Source organism: uncultured Brevundimonas sp., assembly GCF_963975535.1.
Taxonomy (GTDB): Bacteria; Pseudomonadota; Alphaproteobacteria; order Caulobacterales; family Caulobacteraceae; genus Brevundimonas.
Genome location: NZ_CAXBHE010000004.1, coordinates 254,479 through 271,139 on the forward strand (window position 1 = coordinate 254,479; position 16,661 = coordinate 271,139).

The window sequence follows — 16,661 nt, forward strand, 5'->3', positions numbered from 1 at the left end:
GCGCCCGGGCCGTTTGCGGTCCGGGCGACGGTTCGAGGGGGGCCGGTCGCCGCGCCCCCGCAAGAAAGAGGCAGCCGGTCTGACCGCGCTGCCCACGAGGGAGTAGACAGTTGGCTGGAAACATTTCGGCGCCGGCACGGGCGCACTGGTCTTCGAAGGGGGCCTTCGTCCTCGCGGCCACCGGCTCGGCCGTGGGCCTGGGCAATCTGTGGCGGTTTCCGACCGAGGCCGGCAGCAACGGCGGCGGGGCCTTCGTCCTGCTCTACATCCTCTGTGTGATCCTGATCGCCATGCCGCTGCTGCTGGCCGAGAGCCTGATCGGCCGGCATGGCCAGCGTTCGACCATCGGCAGCGCCGTCTATCTGGCCCGGCAATCCGGGGCGAGTCCGGCGTGGAGCCTGCTGGCCGTGATCGGCCTGATCGCCAATACCGCCATCCTGACCTTCTACTGCGTGGTCGCCGGCTGGGTGATCTATTTCATCGGCTCCAGCATCATGGATGTGGCGGGTGCCGTCTCGGCGGGCACGCCGCTCGCCGGGGCCTATGCCGGAGACTCCGTCGAACAGATCCAGCAGTTGATGCCGACCCTGTTCGCCAATCCGGTCCTGCTGGTCGGCCTGCAACTCGCCTTCGTCATCGTGACCACCTGGATCGTGGCCCGCGGCGTCAAGGCCGGAATCGAGGTCGCGGCGACCTGGCTGATGCCGGCCTTCTTCTTCCTGCTGATCGGCATCACCGTCTATGCGGCGATCACTGGCGACTTCGCCGCGGCCGTGGCCTTCCTGTTCAACCCCGACTTCGAACGCGCACTCCACCCCGGGGTGCTCAGCTCGGCGCTCGGCCAGGCCTTCTTCTCGCTGAGCCTCGGCGGCGGGGCCATGATCGCCTACGGCGCCTATGCCTCGCGCGACACCAACCTGGCCCAGACCTCGGGCATGATCGCCTTCGCCGACACCGGGGTCGCCATCATCGCCGGCCTGGCCATCTTCCCGATCGTGTTCAGCGTGGGCATGGAGCCGAATGCCGGGCCGACCCTGATGTTCCAGACCCTGCCGGCCGCCTTCCACGCCATGCCGGGCGGGGCCATCGTCGGCCTGCTGTTCTTCGTGCTGGCCCTGTTCGCGGCCCTGACCTCGTCGGTGTCGCTGCTGGAGATTTCGGTCGGCTGGGTCACCGAGAAATTCGGGGTTTCGCGCGTCAAGGCGGCCTGGAGCATCGGTGTCCTGGTGTTCCTGATCGGCCTGCTGTCGGCCCTGTCGTTCAACGTGCTGGCGGACCAGCGCCCGATGGCGGGGATCCCCGGTTTCGAGAACGCGACCTGGTTCGACGCCATCGACGGCATTACCGGTCGCCTGCTGCTGCCGCTGTCGGGTCTGGTCACGGCCATCTTCGTCGGCTGGGTGGCGGACCGGAAGCTGGTCAACGGCGAAACCGGGCTGAAGGGCGCCGGTCTGACCGCCTGGCGCTTCCTGATCGCCTGGCTGTGCCCGCTGGCCGTGGCCGCCATCCTCGTGATCGGCCTGTTCCCGCAGCTGCTGGGCTGAGCCTGACGGATCTGCATGGCGAAACGGCCCGGACCCTGTCCGGGCCGTTTTCGTTTGCGCGCAGCGCCGGGCACCGCCGCCGGGGCCCGAGAGGGGCCGCAGGCGGCCGGTCCGGCAGGCCGCATGGCTCTCGCGTCAGGGCCGGGTCGATCCCGCGAGTGACGGAAGCAGGGGGCGGCACCAGGGCCATGCGCGCCCGGTCCCGCGCCCCCGTCAGGGCCGACCGGCCGGTCGCCGCCGGGCACCCACGAAAAAGGCCCGGGCTTGCGCCCGGGCCTTTGCCGCTTCGGACCTCGTGAGAGGTCAGTCTTCCTTGATGTTGTCGACACCCTCGCCGAAGGCGGCGGCCGGGGAGTTCATCAGGGTCTCCTCGGTGATGTCGATGCCCTTGGCCAGCTTGGAGTGCCAGAAGCCGTAGATGGCGTAGATCACGGCACCGACGGCGGCATAGCCACCCAGCAGTTGCAGGGTCAGCGGATCGGCGACGGCACCGGCCGCCAGCTGGGCCTGGGTCGGGAAGGCCTGCTCGAGCATCGGCTGGAAATTCTTCCACGCCAGATACAGACAGGCGGCGATGCCGAGCAGGGCGGTGAAGATGCCGCCCGGTACGCGGAACGGACGCTCCAGCTCCGGGTGTTTGACCCGCAGATAGATGACCGACAGGCAGACGATCGAGAAGGCCACGGCCGTGCCGAACGACACCAGCTGACCCAGCAGGCTGATCGGCAGGAAGGCCGCGGTGACCGCGATCAGCACGCCCAGCAGGATGGTGCCCAGCCAGGGGGTGCGGAACTTCGGATGGATGACCGCAAAGACGCGCGGCAGCAGGCCGTCACGCGCCATGGTGTAGAAGATGCGCGTCTGGCCGTAGCAGAGCACCAGCATGACCGAGCTGAGACCGGTGATGGCCCCGATCTTGATCAGGAAGCTGATGAGGTTGAGCTGACCCCCCGGTGCGACCGCCAGCGGGATATCGGCCCAGTGCAGACCCATGCGGTCGATGGCGACGGCGACGGGGGCCGGGCTGCTCAGCTCGACGTAGGGGACCACGCCGGTCATGACGGCGGCGACGGCCATATAGATGAGGGTGCAGACGATCAGCGCCCCGAGGATGCCGATCGGCACGTCCCGCGACGGGTTCTTGGCCTCGGCCGCAGCGGTCGAGACCGCCTCGAAGCCGACGTAGGCGAAGAAGATGATCGCCGCGCCGCGCATGATCCCGTCGTAGCCGTAGCGACCCGGAACCGCCGGATCGGCGGCCGGGATGAAGGGGTGCCAGTTGTCGGGATTCACATAGGAGATGCCGACCCCGATGAAGGTCAGCAGCACGACGATCTTGATGACGACGATCACATTGTTCACGTTCGCCGACTCGCTGACGCCCAGAACCAGCAGGCTGCAGACGGCGGCGATGCCGATGGCGGCCACCAGGTTGAAGGTCCCGGTCGCGGCCAGGGCCGTGCCATGTTCGGCACGGACAGCCTCGATCATCGGGGTGGCCCACATGGCCCCCTCCTGGCCGGCGTACTGGATCGCCGGGAACAGGGTCTGGGACAGGCCGAAGTCCCCCATGATCGACACGACATAGCCGGACCAGCCGACGGCGACGGTCGAGGCGGCGATGCCGTATTCGAGCACCAGCAGCCAGCCCATGATCCAGGCGAAGACCTCGCCGAGGGTGCCATAGGCATAGGTATAGGCCGAGCCCGAGACCGGCATGGTCGAGGCCAGTTCGGCGTAGCAGAGGCCGGCGAGGGCGACGGCGATGCCGGCGGCGACGAACGACAGCATGATGGCCGGACCGGCATAGTCAGCCGCGACCTGGCCGGTCAGAACGAAAATACCGGCACCGATAATGGCGCCGATACCGAGACTCATCAGATTGATGGGACCCAGAGACCGCTTCAGCTCGCTCTTGGCGGCCTCTTTCTGGATCTGGGCAACGGATTTCTTGAGGAACAGGCGGTTCCCCTTCGGCCTGAGGCCTTCTGCGGACATTGAGTCTCGCCCCTAAAATGCGGCGAGTCCTCCCCGGACTGCCTTCAATGCGGCGGACGCTAGCGGGGCCGGAGGCGGCTGGCAACGCAGTTTAAATGCGGCGAAAACAGGAAGGGTTTTCGCGATCCGGCGCGATGCGGCTAGACCGGCGGAATGCTGCCCATCCACGCCGTTCTCGATGAGCTGAAGACCGCGCTGTCGGCGTGCAACACCGTCGTGCTGGCGGCCCCGCCCGGCGCGGGCAAGACCACGGTCGTGCCGCTGGCCCTGCTGGATCAAGCCTGGCTGGCGGCCGGGAAAATCCTTGTGCTGGAACCGCGCCGGCTGGCGGCGCGGGCCGCGGCGGAGCGGATGGCCCAGACGCTCGGCGAGACGCCGGGCCGGACGGTCGGCTACCGCACGCGCCTGCAGAGCCGGATCGGGCCCGCGACGCGGATCGAGGTGATCACCGAGGGGGTCTTCACCCGGATGATCCTCGACGATCCGGGCCTCGACGGGGTGGGGGCGGTGTTGTTCGACGAGTTCCACGAACGCAGCCTCGACGCCGACCTCGGTCTGGCCCTGGCGCGGGACAGCCAGTCGGTCCTGCGCGAGGACCTGCGGCTGCTGGTGATGTCCGCGACGCTGGACATCGTCGGGGTCGCCCGACTGCTGGACGGGGCCCCGGTGATCGAGGCCCGGGGACGGATGTTCCCGGTCGCGACCCGCCATGCCGGTCGCAATCCGCTGGAGCGGCTTGAAGACGCCATGGCCCGGGCCGTGATGCAGGCCCTGGGCGAGGAGCCCGGTTCGGTTCTGGCCTTCCTGCCGGGGCAGGGCGAAATCCACCGCACCGCCCAGGCCCTGAAAGCCCGGCTGCGCGACCCGGCCGTCGACGTGGTGCCGCTGTACGGGGCGCTGGACAAGAGCGAACAGGACCGGGCCCTCGACCCGTCACCGCCGGGGCGGCGCAAGGTGGTGCTGGCCACCTCGGTGGCCGAGACCAGCCTGACCATCGCGGGGGTGCGGGTGGTGATCGACGGCGGCCTGTCGCGCGTGCCGCGGTTCGAGCCGTCCAGCGGCCTGACGCGACTGGCCACGGTCAGGGTCAGCCGTTCCTCGGCCGAACAGAGGCGGGGCCGGGCCGGACGGACCGAACCGGGTGTCTGCTACCGGCTGTGGGACGCGGAGCAGACCCGGGGGCTGGTGGCGCATCAACGGCCCGAGATGCTGGAGGCCGACCTGACCGGCTTCGCCCTGGATCTGGCGCGCTGGGGCGCGCGCACGGCCGACGGCCTGGCCCTGCTCGACGCGCCGCCGGCCGGGGCCTTTGCCGAGGCGCGGGCCGTACTGACCCGGCTGGGGGCGCTGGACGGGGAGGGCAATCTGACGGCGCACGGGCAACGGCTGATCCGCATTCCGCTGACGCCGCGCCTGGCCCATCTGGTGGCGGTGGCCTCGGACGCGGGTGACGCCCTGACCGGCGGGCGGATCGCCGCGATCCTGAGCGAGCCGGGGCTGGGCGGCAAGGATCCGGACCTGGGCGAACGGCTGCGGCAACTGCGGCAGGACCGGTCACCGCGCGCCCGCGACGCGACGACCCTGGCCGAGCGCTGGGCCCGGGCGGCCGGCGGCGGCCAGGGCGGCACGGTCGATCCCGGCACCCTGCTGGCCGAAGCCTTTCCCGAGCGGGTGGCGCGGGCGTGGGGCAGGCCCGGCGAGGTGCTGCTGGCCTCGGGGCGCGGGGCCTTTCTCGACCCGACCGAACTGCTGGCGCGCGAGCCGTGGCTGGCCGTGGCCGAGATGGGCGGCGGCGACGCCCGCGATCGCATCCGTCTGGCCGCCCCGGTCGATCCGGCGACGCTGCAACATCGGGTTACGGTCGAGGACCGGCTGGTGAAGGAACCGTCGGGGCGGATGGTGATGCGGCGCATCCGGCGACTGGGAGCCATCGTCGTCGACGAGAAGATCACCGGCACCCCCGACCGGGCGCAGATCAGCGCGGCCCTGCGGGCCGAGGTCGAGGCCGGTGGCCTGTCGAGCCTGGGCTGGGGCGAGCGGGCGGGGGCCCTGCGGGCGCGACTGGCCTTTCTGCGGACGCTGGATGAAGGCTGGCCCGATGTCACGGATGCCGGGCTGCTGGCGGCGCGCGAGATCTGGCTGTGGCCCCTGCTGGACGGGGCGAAGTCACTGGCGGGCATCGGCGATGCGGTGCTGGAGCAGGGACTGAAGGCGCTGGTGCCTTGGGACCGGCAGCGGGCGCTGGACGCCCTGGCCCCGGCGCGACTGACCACGCCCCTGGGCAGCGCCGCCATCGACTATGCCGCCGAGGGCGGCCCCCGGGTCGACATCCGGGTGCAGGAGCTGTTCGGCGTCACCGCCCACCCGACAGTCGCCGGCGGGCGCGTGCCCCTGACCCTGGCCCTGCTGTCGCCGGCGCGCCGCCCGGTACAGGTGACGAAGGACCTGCCCGGCTTCTGGGCCGGGTCGTGGGCGGCGGTGCGCGCCGAGATGCGCGGCCGCTACCCCCGTCACCCCTGGCCGGAGAACCCGGCCGAAGCCCCGCCGACCAATCGCGTCAAGCCGCGCGGGACCTAGGTCGCGTCGGGCCCGGCCGGGAAGGCCCCGGTGCCGCAGTGGGACTGGTCCGGATTCTTGCCGATGGCGTCGCGATAGTGGTTCTGGATGCGCACCAGGTCAGCGGCATAGTCGCCGGTCGGGTGGAACACCTCCGGAAGACTGACGGTGCGGGTGCGGTAGTCGATCACGCCGATGATGATCGGCACCCCGGCCGCGCAGGCGATATGGTAGAATCCCGACTTCCATGCCGGGGTCAGGCTGCGGGTGCCTTCGGGGGCCAGGCCGAGCACCATCCGGTCGTGGGCCCGGAACACGTCGCGGACGGTCCTGACCACATCCTGACCGGCCGACCGGTCGATCGGGATACAGCCCAGCCCTTTGAGCAGTCCGGCGAACGGTCCGGTGCCCAGGCTGGCCTTGCCCAGCCATTTGGGTTTGACGCGAAAATAGCCGGCCGCCGCCAGCAGGATGGGGCCGTCCCAGTTGGAAGTGTGGGGCGCAACGATGGCCACGGCCTTGTCCAGCACCGGCCACTCGCCGCGGACGGTCCAGCCGGCCAGTTTCAGCCCGGTGCCGCAGAGCCAGCGGACGATGGCCGAGCCCGGGCCGTGGCCGGGCGACGGCGCGGAGACAGTACCGGTCATACGCCCGGTCTCAACCTGGTCATTTCACATGTCCCGCCCTGACCGGCATCACCATTCCACGGACCCTGGCGGTCCAGCGTTGGTCGGCCGGTGGCGGATCGTCACCCGCTTCGGCGAGAAAATCCACTGTCGCATTGCAGCCGGTCGAACGACGGCATCCGACTTGAGTCGGCAGCGGGTCCTCGACTACCGTCCCGGCCGGAGGGTTTCTGACCATGCGCAATTTTCTGCTCGCCCTGACGACGGTCACGGCTGTCGGTCTTTCCGGCTGCAGTCCGGCGGTCGAACCCGCCACGAACACAGCCGCCGCTTCGAACCCGGCGGCGGCCGCTCCGACTCGGGACGTCGCGCCGGGCATTCCCCGGCTGACGGCTCAGGGCACGTCCGCCGCGGCCTTCGTGCCGGCCGGCTGGCGGCTGGAGCAGGCGGTTGAGGGGGACATCAGCCGGGACGGCGTGCCGGACCTGGCCTTCGTGCTGCGCCGGGCCGATCCGCAGAAGATCATTCCCCGCGAGGGCCTGCCGGACTCCGACATCAATCCGCGCATCCTCGCTGTCGCCCTGGGCGGGGAGGGCGGCTTCCGGCTGGCCGGTCAGAACCATGCCATCTTTCCGGAACGCGACGCCGACATGCTGCATATGGACGATCCGTTCGACGCCGGGCTGAGCCTGGCCAACGGGGTCCTCACGCTGGAGCTGAACCTGTTCATGGCGATGGGCGGCGGCAGCACCGGTCCCTACCAGTTCCATTTCCGCGATCAGGACGGCGCGGTGAAGCTGATCGGCTATGACCACACCAATGTCGAGCGGATGAGCGGGGCGACGACCACGGTCAGCGTCAACTTCCTGACCGGCCGGCGCATCGACACGACCGGCCGGATCGACTCGGACCGGGAGACGACGGTGGCCTCACGGACGTCGGTGAAGCCGATGCCGCTGGATCAGGTCGGCGACGGTTTCAGCTTTGAATACGACCGGCTGACGCCGCACACGCCCTGACCGGAAACGCCGGAGCCTGACGAGCGATGACCGACGCCCAACGCCTGTTCGGTGTGAGACTGCTGCACACGGTCATCTATGTCGTGATGGCCACGGCATCGGTTCTGGTACTGTACGGCGGGATCAGCGGTGCGCGCGGCCCGTGGCTGATCGTGGCCGTGGCGCTGGTGGTGATCGAGAGCCTGGTGTTTTCGCTCAGTGGTCTGAAATGCCCGCTGACCGCAGTGGCGGTGAAATACGGGGCCGGTCAGGACGGGCTGTTCGACACCTTCATGCCCGAGCGGTTCACCCGGCATACCTTCCGGATCTTCGGTCCCATGATCCTGCTGGGTCTGGCCCTGCTGGCCGCACGGCAATGGTGGGCCGCTGGATGAAGGCCTAGGCTCCGTCGGCGATCCCGTCGGTGACTGCATAGACCATGATCCCGGTGGCCACGGCCAGGTTCAGGCTGTCGGCGCGGCCGCGCATGGGAATCTTGACGTTGACGTCGCAGGCGGCGGCCAGGCTGTCGGTCAGGCCGGCCTGCTCATTGCCCATCAGGATCAGGGCCGGGGCCCGGACCGGGGCGTCGCGATAGCCGTGGGTGGCGTCCAGCCGCGTGCCGATGACGCTGCCGGGCCAGTTGGCACGCCAGGCGAGGAAGGCCTCGGCAGTACAGCGCACGATTGAGACGGCGAAGACCGAGCCCATCGTCGCGCGCACGGCCTCGACCGAATAGGGATCGACGCAGTCGCCGATCAGTATAACCCCGCCGCAACCGGCGGAATCGGCGGTGCGGATGATGGTGCCCAGATTGCCGGGATCGCGGACCTGTTCCAGCGCCACCCAGCAGGGGGCGGAGGCCGGGTTGATGTCGGCCAGTTTGACGAAGGTCTGGTCGAACACGCCCAGCACCGTCTGCGGATTGTCGCGACGGCTGATCTTCTCGAGGATCGGATGGGTGACGGTGACGATCTCGCCCCCGGCGGCCCGGGTCTCGGCCATGGCCCGGTCCAGCAGCGGATGCGGACGCGCCTCCATCCCCACCATCAGCAGGGTCGGGGTCCGGCCCTGATCCAGCGCCTCGCCGATGAATTTCAGACCCTCGGCGAGGAAGCGGCCGGTGGCCTCGCGCTCCTTGCGCATGTGCAGGGCGCGCACGGCCTTGACCGTGTCATTGGTCAGGGAGGTGATCAGGCGGGGCTCGCTCACCGGTCGCTCCAGCGCGAGAAGAAGCTGAGGCCGATGGCGCGGCCGTCCTTGCCGTCCTCGGCCAGGGCCAGTTCACCCCAGTCGATCCGACCGCCACGGGTCGCCGTGGCCTCGGCCATCACATGGGCCAGCGACAGGCCCGAGATACGGGCGGCATAGGCGTTTAGCAGCAGGAAGGAGGCATCGTCGCCCAGCAGGGCGGCGCAGTCGGTGACCAGACCGGGCAGGTCCTCGAACAGGCGCCAGACCTCGCCGGTCGGACCGCGGCCGTATTTGGGCGGGTCGAGGATGATACCGTCGTATTTCGAGCCGCGCCGGACCTCGCGCGCCACATATTTGCGCGCGTCCTCGACGATCCAGCGGATCGGCCGGTCGGCCATGCCCGACAGCTCGGCGTTCTCGCGCGCCCAGGCCACCGATTTCTTGGAGGCGTCGACATGGGTAACCTCGGCCCCGGCGGCGGCGCAGGCCAGGCTGGCGACGCCGGTATAGCCGAACAGGTTGAGGATCCTCGGGCGCGGCCCGTCCCTGCGTTCCTTGACCAGGGCGCGAATGCGCCCGTCCAGCCAGTCCCAGTTGGCCGCCTGTTCGGGGAAGAAGGCCAGGTGGCGGAACGGGGTGAAACGGCTGGTGAAGCGGACGTCGCGCCAGGCGAGGGGGAAATTCTCGATCGGGCCACCGGCGAAGCGCCAGCGGCCGTCGTCATCCTCGTCCTGCGGATCGAACACGGCATCGGCGCGGGTGAAGGCCTCGGGGTCGCGCGGCGACCAGAAACACTGCGGTTCTGGCCGGACCACGGTGAAGCGGCCATAACGCTCCAGCTTGCGCCCGTCGCCGCTGTCCAGCAGGGCGTAGTCGGGCCAGCCCCGCGTGACGAGGGTTTCGGGCGTGGGGGAAAGAACCGGAGGCATCCGCGCTGATAGGCGCTCAGGCGGCCTGTCGTCCAGAGTCGCTGGCAGCGTCGGTGTCGACGGCCTCCACGGGATCGGCCCTGTGCCGGGTCTTGTCCCAGGCAAAGGGTTCGCGGATCAGCCGCCAGACGGCGTGGACGAAGGCGAGGCTGAGCAGGGACCAGTAGGCCGGAGCGGTGACCATGTCGCCGATATGATAGGGCAGGCCGGCCCGCTTCGCCCCGACGGCGCAGGTCAGCCAGGCCGCCGCGACCCCCAGCGCCAGCACGGCCAGGGCCAACAAGGGCGTGGCCGGTGACAGACCTGCAAAGCCGGCGACGAGCACCGCCGAGGCGACCCAGGCCAGGGACGGGGCATGCAGGGCCGCCGACACCAGGGCCACGCCCAGGGTCATGACCAGCGCGACCAGACCGCGCAGCCCCAGGCCGAACGGGTCGCGACTGTGCACCCCCCAGGTCTGCATATAGCCCTTCAGCCAGCGCGTTCGCTGCGGCAACCAGTGTTCCAGCGGGCCGGGCGGGGTCTCCCACGTCGGACGACTGATGAGCCCCAGCCGCCAGCCATGTCGCCACAGCCGGAAGCCGAGATCGGCGTCCTCGGTCACGTTCCAGGCGTCCCAGCCGCCGACGGCGCGCAGAACGTCGATGCGGAAATGGTTGCTGGTCCCGCCCAGCGGAAAGGGCAGGCCCAGACCGACCAGGCCGGGCAGGGTGACCTCGAACAGGGCGGCGTATTCGGCGGCGAACTGACGCTCGAGGAACCCCGCCCGCCCATTTCGGGTGCGGATACGCAGCGGGGCCTGCAGACAGGCCAGCCGCCCGGTGTCGTCGGCGGCAAATCGCGCCGCCGCCTCGCGCAACTGACCCGGGTCCGGCGCATCCTCGGCGTCATAGACGGTCAGCAGCTCGCCCCGGGCCCGGGCCAGGGCATGGTTCAGGGCCCGCGGTTTGGTCCGGGGCCGGCCGGGCGGCACCAGCAGCAATCTCAGCCAGGCCGGCGGGCGGGCCGCGATCACCGCCTGGATCGTCGGGTGATCGTCCGCCTCGAGCACCAGCCAGCCGTCCAGAAGGCGTCGGGGATAGTCCAGCGCCGACAGCCGATCGATCAACTGCGGCACGATCTCGCCCTCGTCGTGCAGGGCCGCCAGCACCGTATAGCGCGGCCAGCGGCCCGGCGGTGCCGACCGCAGCGGCCTGCGGCCGCTGCACAGCACCAGCAGCAGCCGCCACACCGCACAGACCAGAAACCCGATCCCGATGCCGACGACGGCGGCGCGGGCCGTCGCGTCCGGCCGGAGAACCAGGGCCGCGGTCGTCCCGGCGATGACGATGACGACAACCGTCAACTGGAGCGGGGTCGCGCCCGTATGCGCGGCCCCGTCCGGGACGGCCGGCCGCGCAGGCCGGACGCCCAGCCACCCCCTGTCCGGATCGCTGACCGCCACCATCGAATACCCGTAATACGGGAATGTCATTGAATCAACCGTGCAGCGTGTGGTGTTGGCGGTGGGAAGCGAATGCCGCTATTCAACCTTCTGGTTCTTTGGAGGGCAGGTTTGTCCGGCGTCACCCGTCTCAATCGCCGATCGGCACGCAAGCCCAAGGGCGAGGGTCATTCGCGGCGCGCCGAGATCCTGTCCGCGGCCGAGCAGATCTTTGTCGAGCACGGCTACGAAGGGGCGACGATCCGCAAGATCGCGGACCAGGTCGGCCTGTCCTCGACCGCCCTCTATATGCATTTCTCCGACAAGCAGGAGATCCTGCACGAAATCTGCCGCCAGTCGTTCGAGACCCTGATCGCCCTGAACCAGGCGGTCCTGGCCGAGCCCGGCGCGCCCGAGGCCCGGATGCGGCGGATGATGGAGGCCTATATCGCCTTCGGCTTCGCCAATCCCAATGCCTATCGGCTGGTCTATCTGACCCGCCCCCTGGAGGCCCGGGACGGGGCCGAGACCGTGGCCCAGCAGTTGGGGGCCGCCCTGTTCCGCTCATTCGAGGCCGTGGTCGAGGACGCCGGGAAGTCCGGCCGGCTGCGGGGCGACGCGCGCGCCACGACCCAGGCCCTGTGGGCCGGCGGGCACGGCGTCGTATCGCTGATGATCACCAAACCCTATTTCGACTGGGTCGATCGCGAGACCCTGGTGAAGACGCTGATGGACGCGCTGTTCATGGGGCTGCTCAAGCCGTGAGACCGTCGGTCCTGGCGACGATGGCGGCGCTGACCTGGCTGGCCGCCGGGTCGACGACGGCCGCCCCGTTGCGGGTGCTGTCGCTGGACCAGTGTGCCGACCAGTATGTGCTGGCCCTGGCCCCCGAGGCCGAACTGGCGCTGTCACCCCGGGCGGATGATCCCGATTCCCGGCTGCGCGCGGCGGCGCGGGGCCGGCGTCAGGTACGACCGACGCTCGAGGCCGCCATCGCCTTCCGGCCCGATGTCGTGGTGCGCTACTGGGGCGGCGAACCCCGGCTGCTGGCGGCGCTGCAACGGCGCGGGGTGCGGGTGCTGCTGATCGACGACGCGACGGACCTGGCCGGGGTACAGGCGACGGTCCGCAGCGTATCGGCCGGTCTGGGCCGACCGGAACGCGGCGACGCCCTGATCCGGCACATGGAGACGCAGCTGGCCACGATCGCGCCGCCGACGGAGTCCCGGCCCGGGGCCCTGTATCTCACGGCCGGGGGGTTCACCGCCGGGCGCGAGACTCTCGTGGGCGCGATCCTGCGAACGGCGGGCTTCGCCAATCTGGCCGGGTCGCCCGGTTTCGCGCCGGTCAGCGTCGAGCGGATCGCGCTGAACCCGCCGACGCGTTTCGTGCTGGGCTTCTTCGACCAGGTCCGGGCCGACTGGCGGGGGCCGGGTCGCCATCCCGTCGTGCGCCGGGCCGCTGCGGGACGGGTCGCGGCGCGACTGCCCGCCACAGTCCTGTCGTGCCCCGCCTGGTTCGCCGCCGATGCCGCCGCGATGCTGGCGGCAGCCCGATGATCGCGCCCGCGACCGCCGCGCGGTTGAACCTGCTGCTGACGGTCCTGATCGTGCTGGGCCTGGCGCTGGCCGTCACCCTCGGCGAGAGCGGGTTCGCTGTGGACCAGTATGTCGCCGCCTTCACCGCGCCCGGGTCTGGGCCGGCCGAGGTGCTGTGGCAGGTCCGGGCCCCGCGGGCGGTCTGCGCCCTGGCCGTCGGCGCGGCGCTCGGCCTGTCCGGCGCGGTGATGCAGGGGCTGCTGCGCAATCCGCTGGCCGATCCCGGGGTGCTCGGTGTGTCGGCCACGGCGGCCCTCGGTGCCGCCTCGGCGATCGTGCTGGGCGCGGCCGCCGTGCCGGGCGCGGTCGAGATCGCCGCCCTGGCGGGGGCCGGCCTGGCCGGACTCGCCCTGATCCTGTTCGCCAGCCGGGTGCGCGCCCCCGAGGCGCTGATCCTGTTCGGGGTGGCCCTGTCCAGTTTCGCGGGCGCGGCGACGGCCCTGATCTTCAACCTGTCCCCGTCACCGATCGCCACGGCCGAGGTGATGAGCTGGCTGCTCGGCTCGGTACAGAACCGCAGCTGGATCGACGTCGCCTGGATCGTGCCCGCGGTGATCGTCTCGGGCCTGTTCGCCACCCTGGCCGCACCCGGGCTGAGGATGCTGTCGCTGGGCGAGGAAACCGCCGCGACCTCGGGCCTGCCGATGGCGCGCATGCGGCTGCTGGCCCTGGTCGCCGCGGCGCTGGCGGCCGGGGCGGCGGTGGCCGTGGCCGGGGTGATCGGCTTTGTCGGTCTGGCCGCGCCGCATCTGGTGCGGACGGCGATGCGCGGGGACCCGGGCCGGTTGCTGCTGCCCTCGGCGCTGGGCGGAGGCCTGATGCTGGTGCTCGCCGATCTGGCGGCCCGGATGACGCCGACCGATCAGGAACTGAAGCTGGGGGTGTTCACCGCCCTGGTCGGGGCTCCGCTGTTCGCCCTGATCGCCTGGCGCGCGGCGCGGGCGTGGCGGCTGTGAGTGCCGTGGCCCTGCAGTCGGCGACGGCCGCGTTCGGACGACGCCCGGTTCTGGCCAGTGTCGACCTGACGGTCAGCCCCGGTGAACTGGTCGCCCTGTGCGGGCCCAATGGGGCGGGCAAGTCCAGCGCGATCCGCGCCGCTCTCGGCCTGTTGCCGTTGACGGGTGGCCGGGCCCTGCTGGACGGATGCGCCTTGTCCGACCTGTCGCCGGGCCAGAGGGCCGCATGCGCCGCCTATCTGCCGCAGGAACGGCGCATCGCCTGGAACCTGCCGGCGGTCGAGGTCGCGGCCCTGGGCGCGCCGTGGCTGGCGGGCGAGGCGGCGCTGGACCGGGCGCGGGCGGCGCTGGTCGAGGTCGATATCGGCCATCTGGCCGACCGGGGCGTGTCGGAGATGTCGGGGGGCGAGCGGGCCCGGGTGCTGCTGGCCCGCCTGCTGACGACGCGGGCCCGGGCCCTGCTGGCCGACGAACCGGTGGCGGGTCTGGACCCGGACGCCCAGCTGATGGTGCTGGAACGGCTGGCCAGACGGGCCCAGGCCGGTCAGGCGGTGCTGGTCAGTCTGCATGACCTGACCCTGGCGGCGCGCTTCGCCGACCGGGTCGTGGTGCTGGACCAGGGCCGCGTCGTGGCGGACGGGTCCCCGCTGGAGGCGCTGCGTCCCGCGATCCTGCGCACAGTGTTCGGCCTGTCCGCCGTCTGGCTCGACGGCCCCGACGGACCGTTGCTGGCGGCCAGTCGCGCCGCGACCGGCCCGGCCTCGCTTCAGGGTCGGTAGGGACGCGGTCCGGCCGAGACACCGCGGGCGATGTCGGTCGAGGTCGTCAGCGGGGCGGCCCCCCCGTTCAGACGCGCCTTGTAGATGGCCATGTTTTCCATCACCCGCATCATGTAGTTGCGCGTCTCGGTGAAGGGCGCGCATTCGATGAAATCGACCGGGTCGATCGAGCCGTCACGCGGGTCGCCGCAGCGGGCGATCCACTGGGGCGGCCGCGCCGGACCGGCATTGTAGCCGACCGTGGCCAGCAGCATCGACCCGCCGAACCGGTTGGTCAGGTCGCCCAGATGATAGCTGCCGAGCGTCATGTTGAAATCGGCGTCCCACAGACGTTCGGTCGTGAACGGCATGTTCAGCTGGCGCGCCACCGCCGCGCCGGTCGAGGGCAGGAACTGCATCATGCCGCGGGCATCGGCCCCCGAGCGGGCGCGCGGATCGAAGCTGGATTCCTGACGCGTGATGGCCAGGGTGAACTCCAGCGGGGCCGCACCGGCGACGATCGGCGGAATCTGGATCGGATACTGGCGCAGCGGCATCAGATAGCCGCGCTGGCTGGCGGCGCGCCCGACCATCATGGCGGTGAACCCTTCGCCATAGCCGCGCGACATGTCCATCAGCAGGGCCAGATCGACCGCCCCGGGCAGGGTGTCGTCGAGATGATAGGCGAAGACCCGGTACAGCGACGTCTCCCCGGTCTCGCCCAGAATCCGCGTGGCGCGCACGACCTCATCGGCCTCGAACCGGGCGATGTCCGCCTGGGTCGGCACCGGATCCGCGGGCAGGGTCAGTGTGGTGATGCCGGCCTTTTCCGCGGCGAGCTGACCGTAGAAGGTCTGGATATGCGCCGAGCCCTCAAGGTAGCGCTGCTGGGCGGAGGCCCTGTCACCGGCGGCCTCGGCGGCCCGACCCAGCCAGTAGAGGGCGCGGCCCTGGGTGATCGGGGTCGAGGACATCGCGCGCAGGGCCTCGAAATGGCGGGCCGCGCGGGCGGGGTCATTCAGCCGTACCAGGGCGATCCAGCCGGCGAAGAATTCCGCGTCGACCATGCGTTCGCCGGACGGGAAGCCGTGATTGGCCATCGCGTCATAGGCGGCCCGCCATTCCCGGCGCTCGAGGGCATCGAGGAAATAGTTGCGGCGCTCGCTCCAGAGCGTGCTCTGGCCCTCGCTGTGGGACGGGGCACGGGGGAGGGCGGACAGCAGGGCGAAGCCTTCCGACTGGCGCCCGGCGGCCCGCAGCAGGCGGACCCGCTCCAGCACCACGGCGGGATCCCGCGCCTGGCTGGTCGTGAGGCCGGCGACGATGGCATCGCCGTTGTAGGCCGTCCGCAAGGCCAGCACGGCCTCGGCCACGGCGCGCCGCTCGGGTGAGACCAGCGAGATCATCTCCCGGGTGGCCGGGCCATGCGGGCCCAGCAGCAGCATGTCGAGCCGGGCCTCGTGATCGGCCTGGGTCAGCCAGCGGCTCCAGCGCGCCAGTATCCGGCCCTGGGGGGCGGCGTCGAATGACTGGGTCCGCCACCAGTCGCGAATCAGCGGGCGGGCCTCGTCGCCACGATTCCTCTGTTCGAGGGCCCCGGCGAGGGCGATCACCCCCTGGATGCTGGTCGGGGCCTGGCCCTCGAAGAAGGCGAGAACCGTGTCGGGTCCGGCATTGGCGAGGTCGAGGGCCCGTTCGCCCGCGGCCTCGCGTGATTCGGCCCGGGGCCAGGCGGCGAAGCGGGACTGGGCTGCGGCCAGTTCACTGAACGACAGCTGTTCGGCCGAGGTATCGATCAGGGCCCATTCGACCAGCTTGCGGGCGGTCGGATCCATGATGCGCGCCATCAGAGTCTGGGTGGTGATGACGTCACGGGCCCGGGCCGCCGCGAGGCCGTCACGGAACAGGGCGGCGTCCGACTCGGTCAGCACCCGGCCCTGATAGGCGGGGGCCGCCACATAGGGGGTCGCCTGGCTGCTGATCAGAACGGCGGGGTCGGGGGCGAGAATCGCCAGGGCGGCGGCCAAGGTCGTCGCAAACATGATCTTTTCGATCCCCATTCATCCCGGTTGCAGCAGACC

Annotated in this window: 14 protein-coding genes; 8 read left to right on the plus strand and 6 right to left on the minus strand. The window is 70.8% G+C overall.

Features of this window, described 5'->3' with window-relative positions; genetic code table 11:
* The first annotated feature begins 110 nt into the window (after positions 1 to 110).
* Entirely contained in the window at positions 111 to 1,544 is a 1,434-nt protein-coding gene (locus AACZ75_RS07530; RefSeq protein ID WP_339872179.1) for a sodium-dependent transporter, read from the plus strand.
* A gap of 303 nt (positions 1,545 to 1,847) precedes the next feature.
* On the opposite strand, the gene AACZ75_RS07535 is transcribed toward AACZ75_RS07530, so the two are convergent.
* Positions 1,848 to 3,542: an amino acid permease gene (locus tag AACZ75_RS07535; RefSeq protein ID WP_339872180.1), complete on the minus strand. Its 1,695-nt coding sequence runs from the start codon at positions 3,540 to 3,542 to the stop codon at positions 1,848 to 1,850.
* Between the two features lie 153 nt (positions 3,543 to 3,695).
* Between AACZ75_RS07535 and hrpB the strand changes: the two genes are divergently transcribed.
* Positions 3,696 to 6,119, plus strand: a complete 2,424-nt coding sequence (gene hrpB / locus AACZ75_RS07540) for an ATP-dependent helicase HrpB (protein WP_339872181.1) — start codon at positions 3,696 to 3,698, stop codon at positions 6,117 to 6,119.
* On the opposite strand, the gene AACZ75_RS07545 is transcribed toward hrpB, so the two are convergent.
* Positions 6,116 to 6,745: a 1-acyl-sn-glycerol-3-phosphate acyltransferase gene (locus AACZ75_RS07545; RefSeq protein WP_339872182.1), complete on the minus strand. Its 630-nt coding sequence runs from the start codon at positions 6,743 to 6,745 to the stop codon at positions 6,116 to 6,118. The two genes, hrpB and AACZ75_RS07545, sit on opposite strands and share 4 nt — an antisense overlap.
* A 215-nt stretch (positions 6,746 to 6,960) precedes the next feature.
* On the opposite strand from AACZ75_RS07545, the gene AACZ75_RS07550 reads away from it, so the two are divergent.
* On the plus strand, positions 6,961 to 7,743 hold the full coding sequence (locus AACZ75_RS07550) for a hypothetical protein (protein WP_339872183.1): 783 nt from the start codon (positions 6,961 to 6,963) through the stop codon (positions 7,741 to 7,743).
* A gap of 26 nt (positions 7,744 to 7,769) precedes the next feature.
* Positions 7,770 to 8,117 (plus strand): hypothetical protein, encoded by a 348-nt coding sequence (locus AACZ75_RS07555; RefSeq protein ID WP_339872184.1) that lies wholly within the window; start codon positions 7,770 to 7,772, stop codon positions 8,115 to 8,117.
* A 4-nt stretch (positions 8,118 to 8,121) separates the two neighbouring features.
* Here the strand turns inward: AACZ75_RS07555 and AACZ75_RS07560 are convergent, their stop codons facing one another.
* The 3 genes from AACZ75_RS07560 to AACZ75_RS07570 all read right to left on the minus strand — a co-directional run bounded on the left by AACZ75_RS07560 (position 8,122) and on the right by AACZ75_RS07570 (position 11,319).
* Positions 8,122 to 8,868: an RNA methyltransferase gene (locus tag AACZ75_RS07560; protein WP_339872329.1), complete on the minus strand. Its 747-nt coding sequence runs from the start codon at positions 8,866 to 8,868 to the stop codon at positions 8,122 to 8,124.
* Between the two features lie 62 nt (positions 8,869 to 8,930).
* Positions 8,931 to 9,845 carry a class I SAM-dependent methyltransferase gene (locus tag AACZ75_RS07565; RefSeq protein WP_339872185.1) on the minus strand — a complete coding sequence of 305 codons (915 nt, stop codon included), beginning with the start codon at positions 9,843 to 9,845 and terminating at the stop codon, positions 8,931 to 8,933.
* A 16-nt stretch (positions 9,846 to 9,861) separates the two neighbouring features.
* Complete coding sequence (locus AACZ75_RS07570) at positions 9,862 to 11,319, minus strand: glycosyltransferase family 2 protein (protein ID WP_339872186.1); 1,458 nt, start codon at positions 11,317 to 11,319, stop codon at positions 9,862 to 9,864.
* Between the two features lie 81 nt (positions 11,320 to 11,400).
* Here AACZ75_RS07570 and AACZ75_RS07575 point away from each other — a divergent pair, with 81 nt between their 5' ends.
* From AACZ75_RS07575 to AACZ75_RS07590, 4 genes are read left to right on the plus strand one after another with little or no spacing between them, the layout of a single operon-like run.
* Positions 11,401 to 12,033, plus strand: coding sequence for a TetR/AcrR family transcriptional regulator (locus AACZ75_RS07575; RefSeq protein ID WP_339872187.1), 633 nt, complete (start codon positions 11,401 to 11,403; stop codon positions 12,031 to 12,033).
* Entirely contained in the window at positions 12,030 to 12,827 is a 798-nt protein-coding gene (locus AACZ75_RS07580; protein WP_339872188.1) for an ABC transporter substrate-binding protein, read from the plus strand. Before AACZ75_RS07575 ends, AACZ75_RS07580 begins: the two co-directional genes overlap by 4 nt.
* Positions 12,824 to 13,822: an iron ABC transporter permease gene (locus AACZ75_RS07585; RefSeq protein ID WP_339872190.1), complete on the plus strand. Its 999-nt coding sequence runs from the start codon at positions 12,824 to 12,826 to the stop codon at positions 13,820 to 13,822. The genes AACZ75_RS07580 and AACZ75_RS07585 overlap by 4 nt, the downstream gene beginning before the upstream one ends.
* Positions 13,810 to 14,601, plus strand: coding sequence for an ABC transporter ATP-binding protein (locus AACZ75_RS07590; RefSeq protein WP_339872192.1), 792 nt, complete (start codon positions 13,810 to 13,812; stop codon positions 14,599 to 14,601). The genes AACZ75_RS07585 and AACZ75_RS07590 overlap by 13 nt, the downstream gene beginning before the upstream one ends.
* On the opposite strand, the gene AACZ75_RS07595 is transcribed toward AACZ75_RS07590, so the two are convergent.
* A complete protein-coding gene (locus AACZ75_RS07595; protein WP_339872194.1) occupies positions 14,589 to 16,622 on the minus strand; it encodes a lytic transglycosylase domain-containing protein in 2,034 nt (677 codons plus the stop codon). The two genes, AACZ75_RS07590 and AACZ75_RS07595, sit on opposite strands and share 13 nt — an antisense overlap.
* Between the last annotated feature and the right edge of the window lie 39 nt (positions 16,623 to 16,661).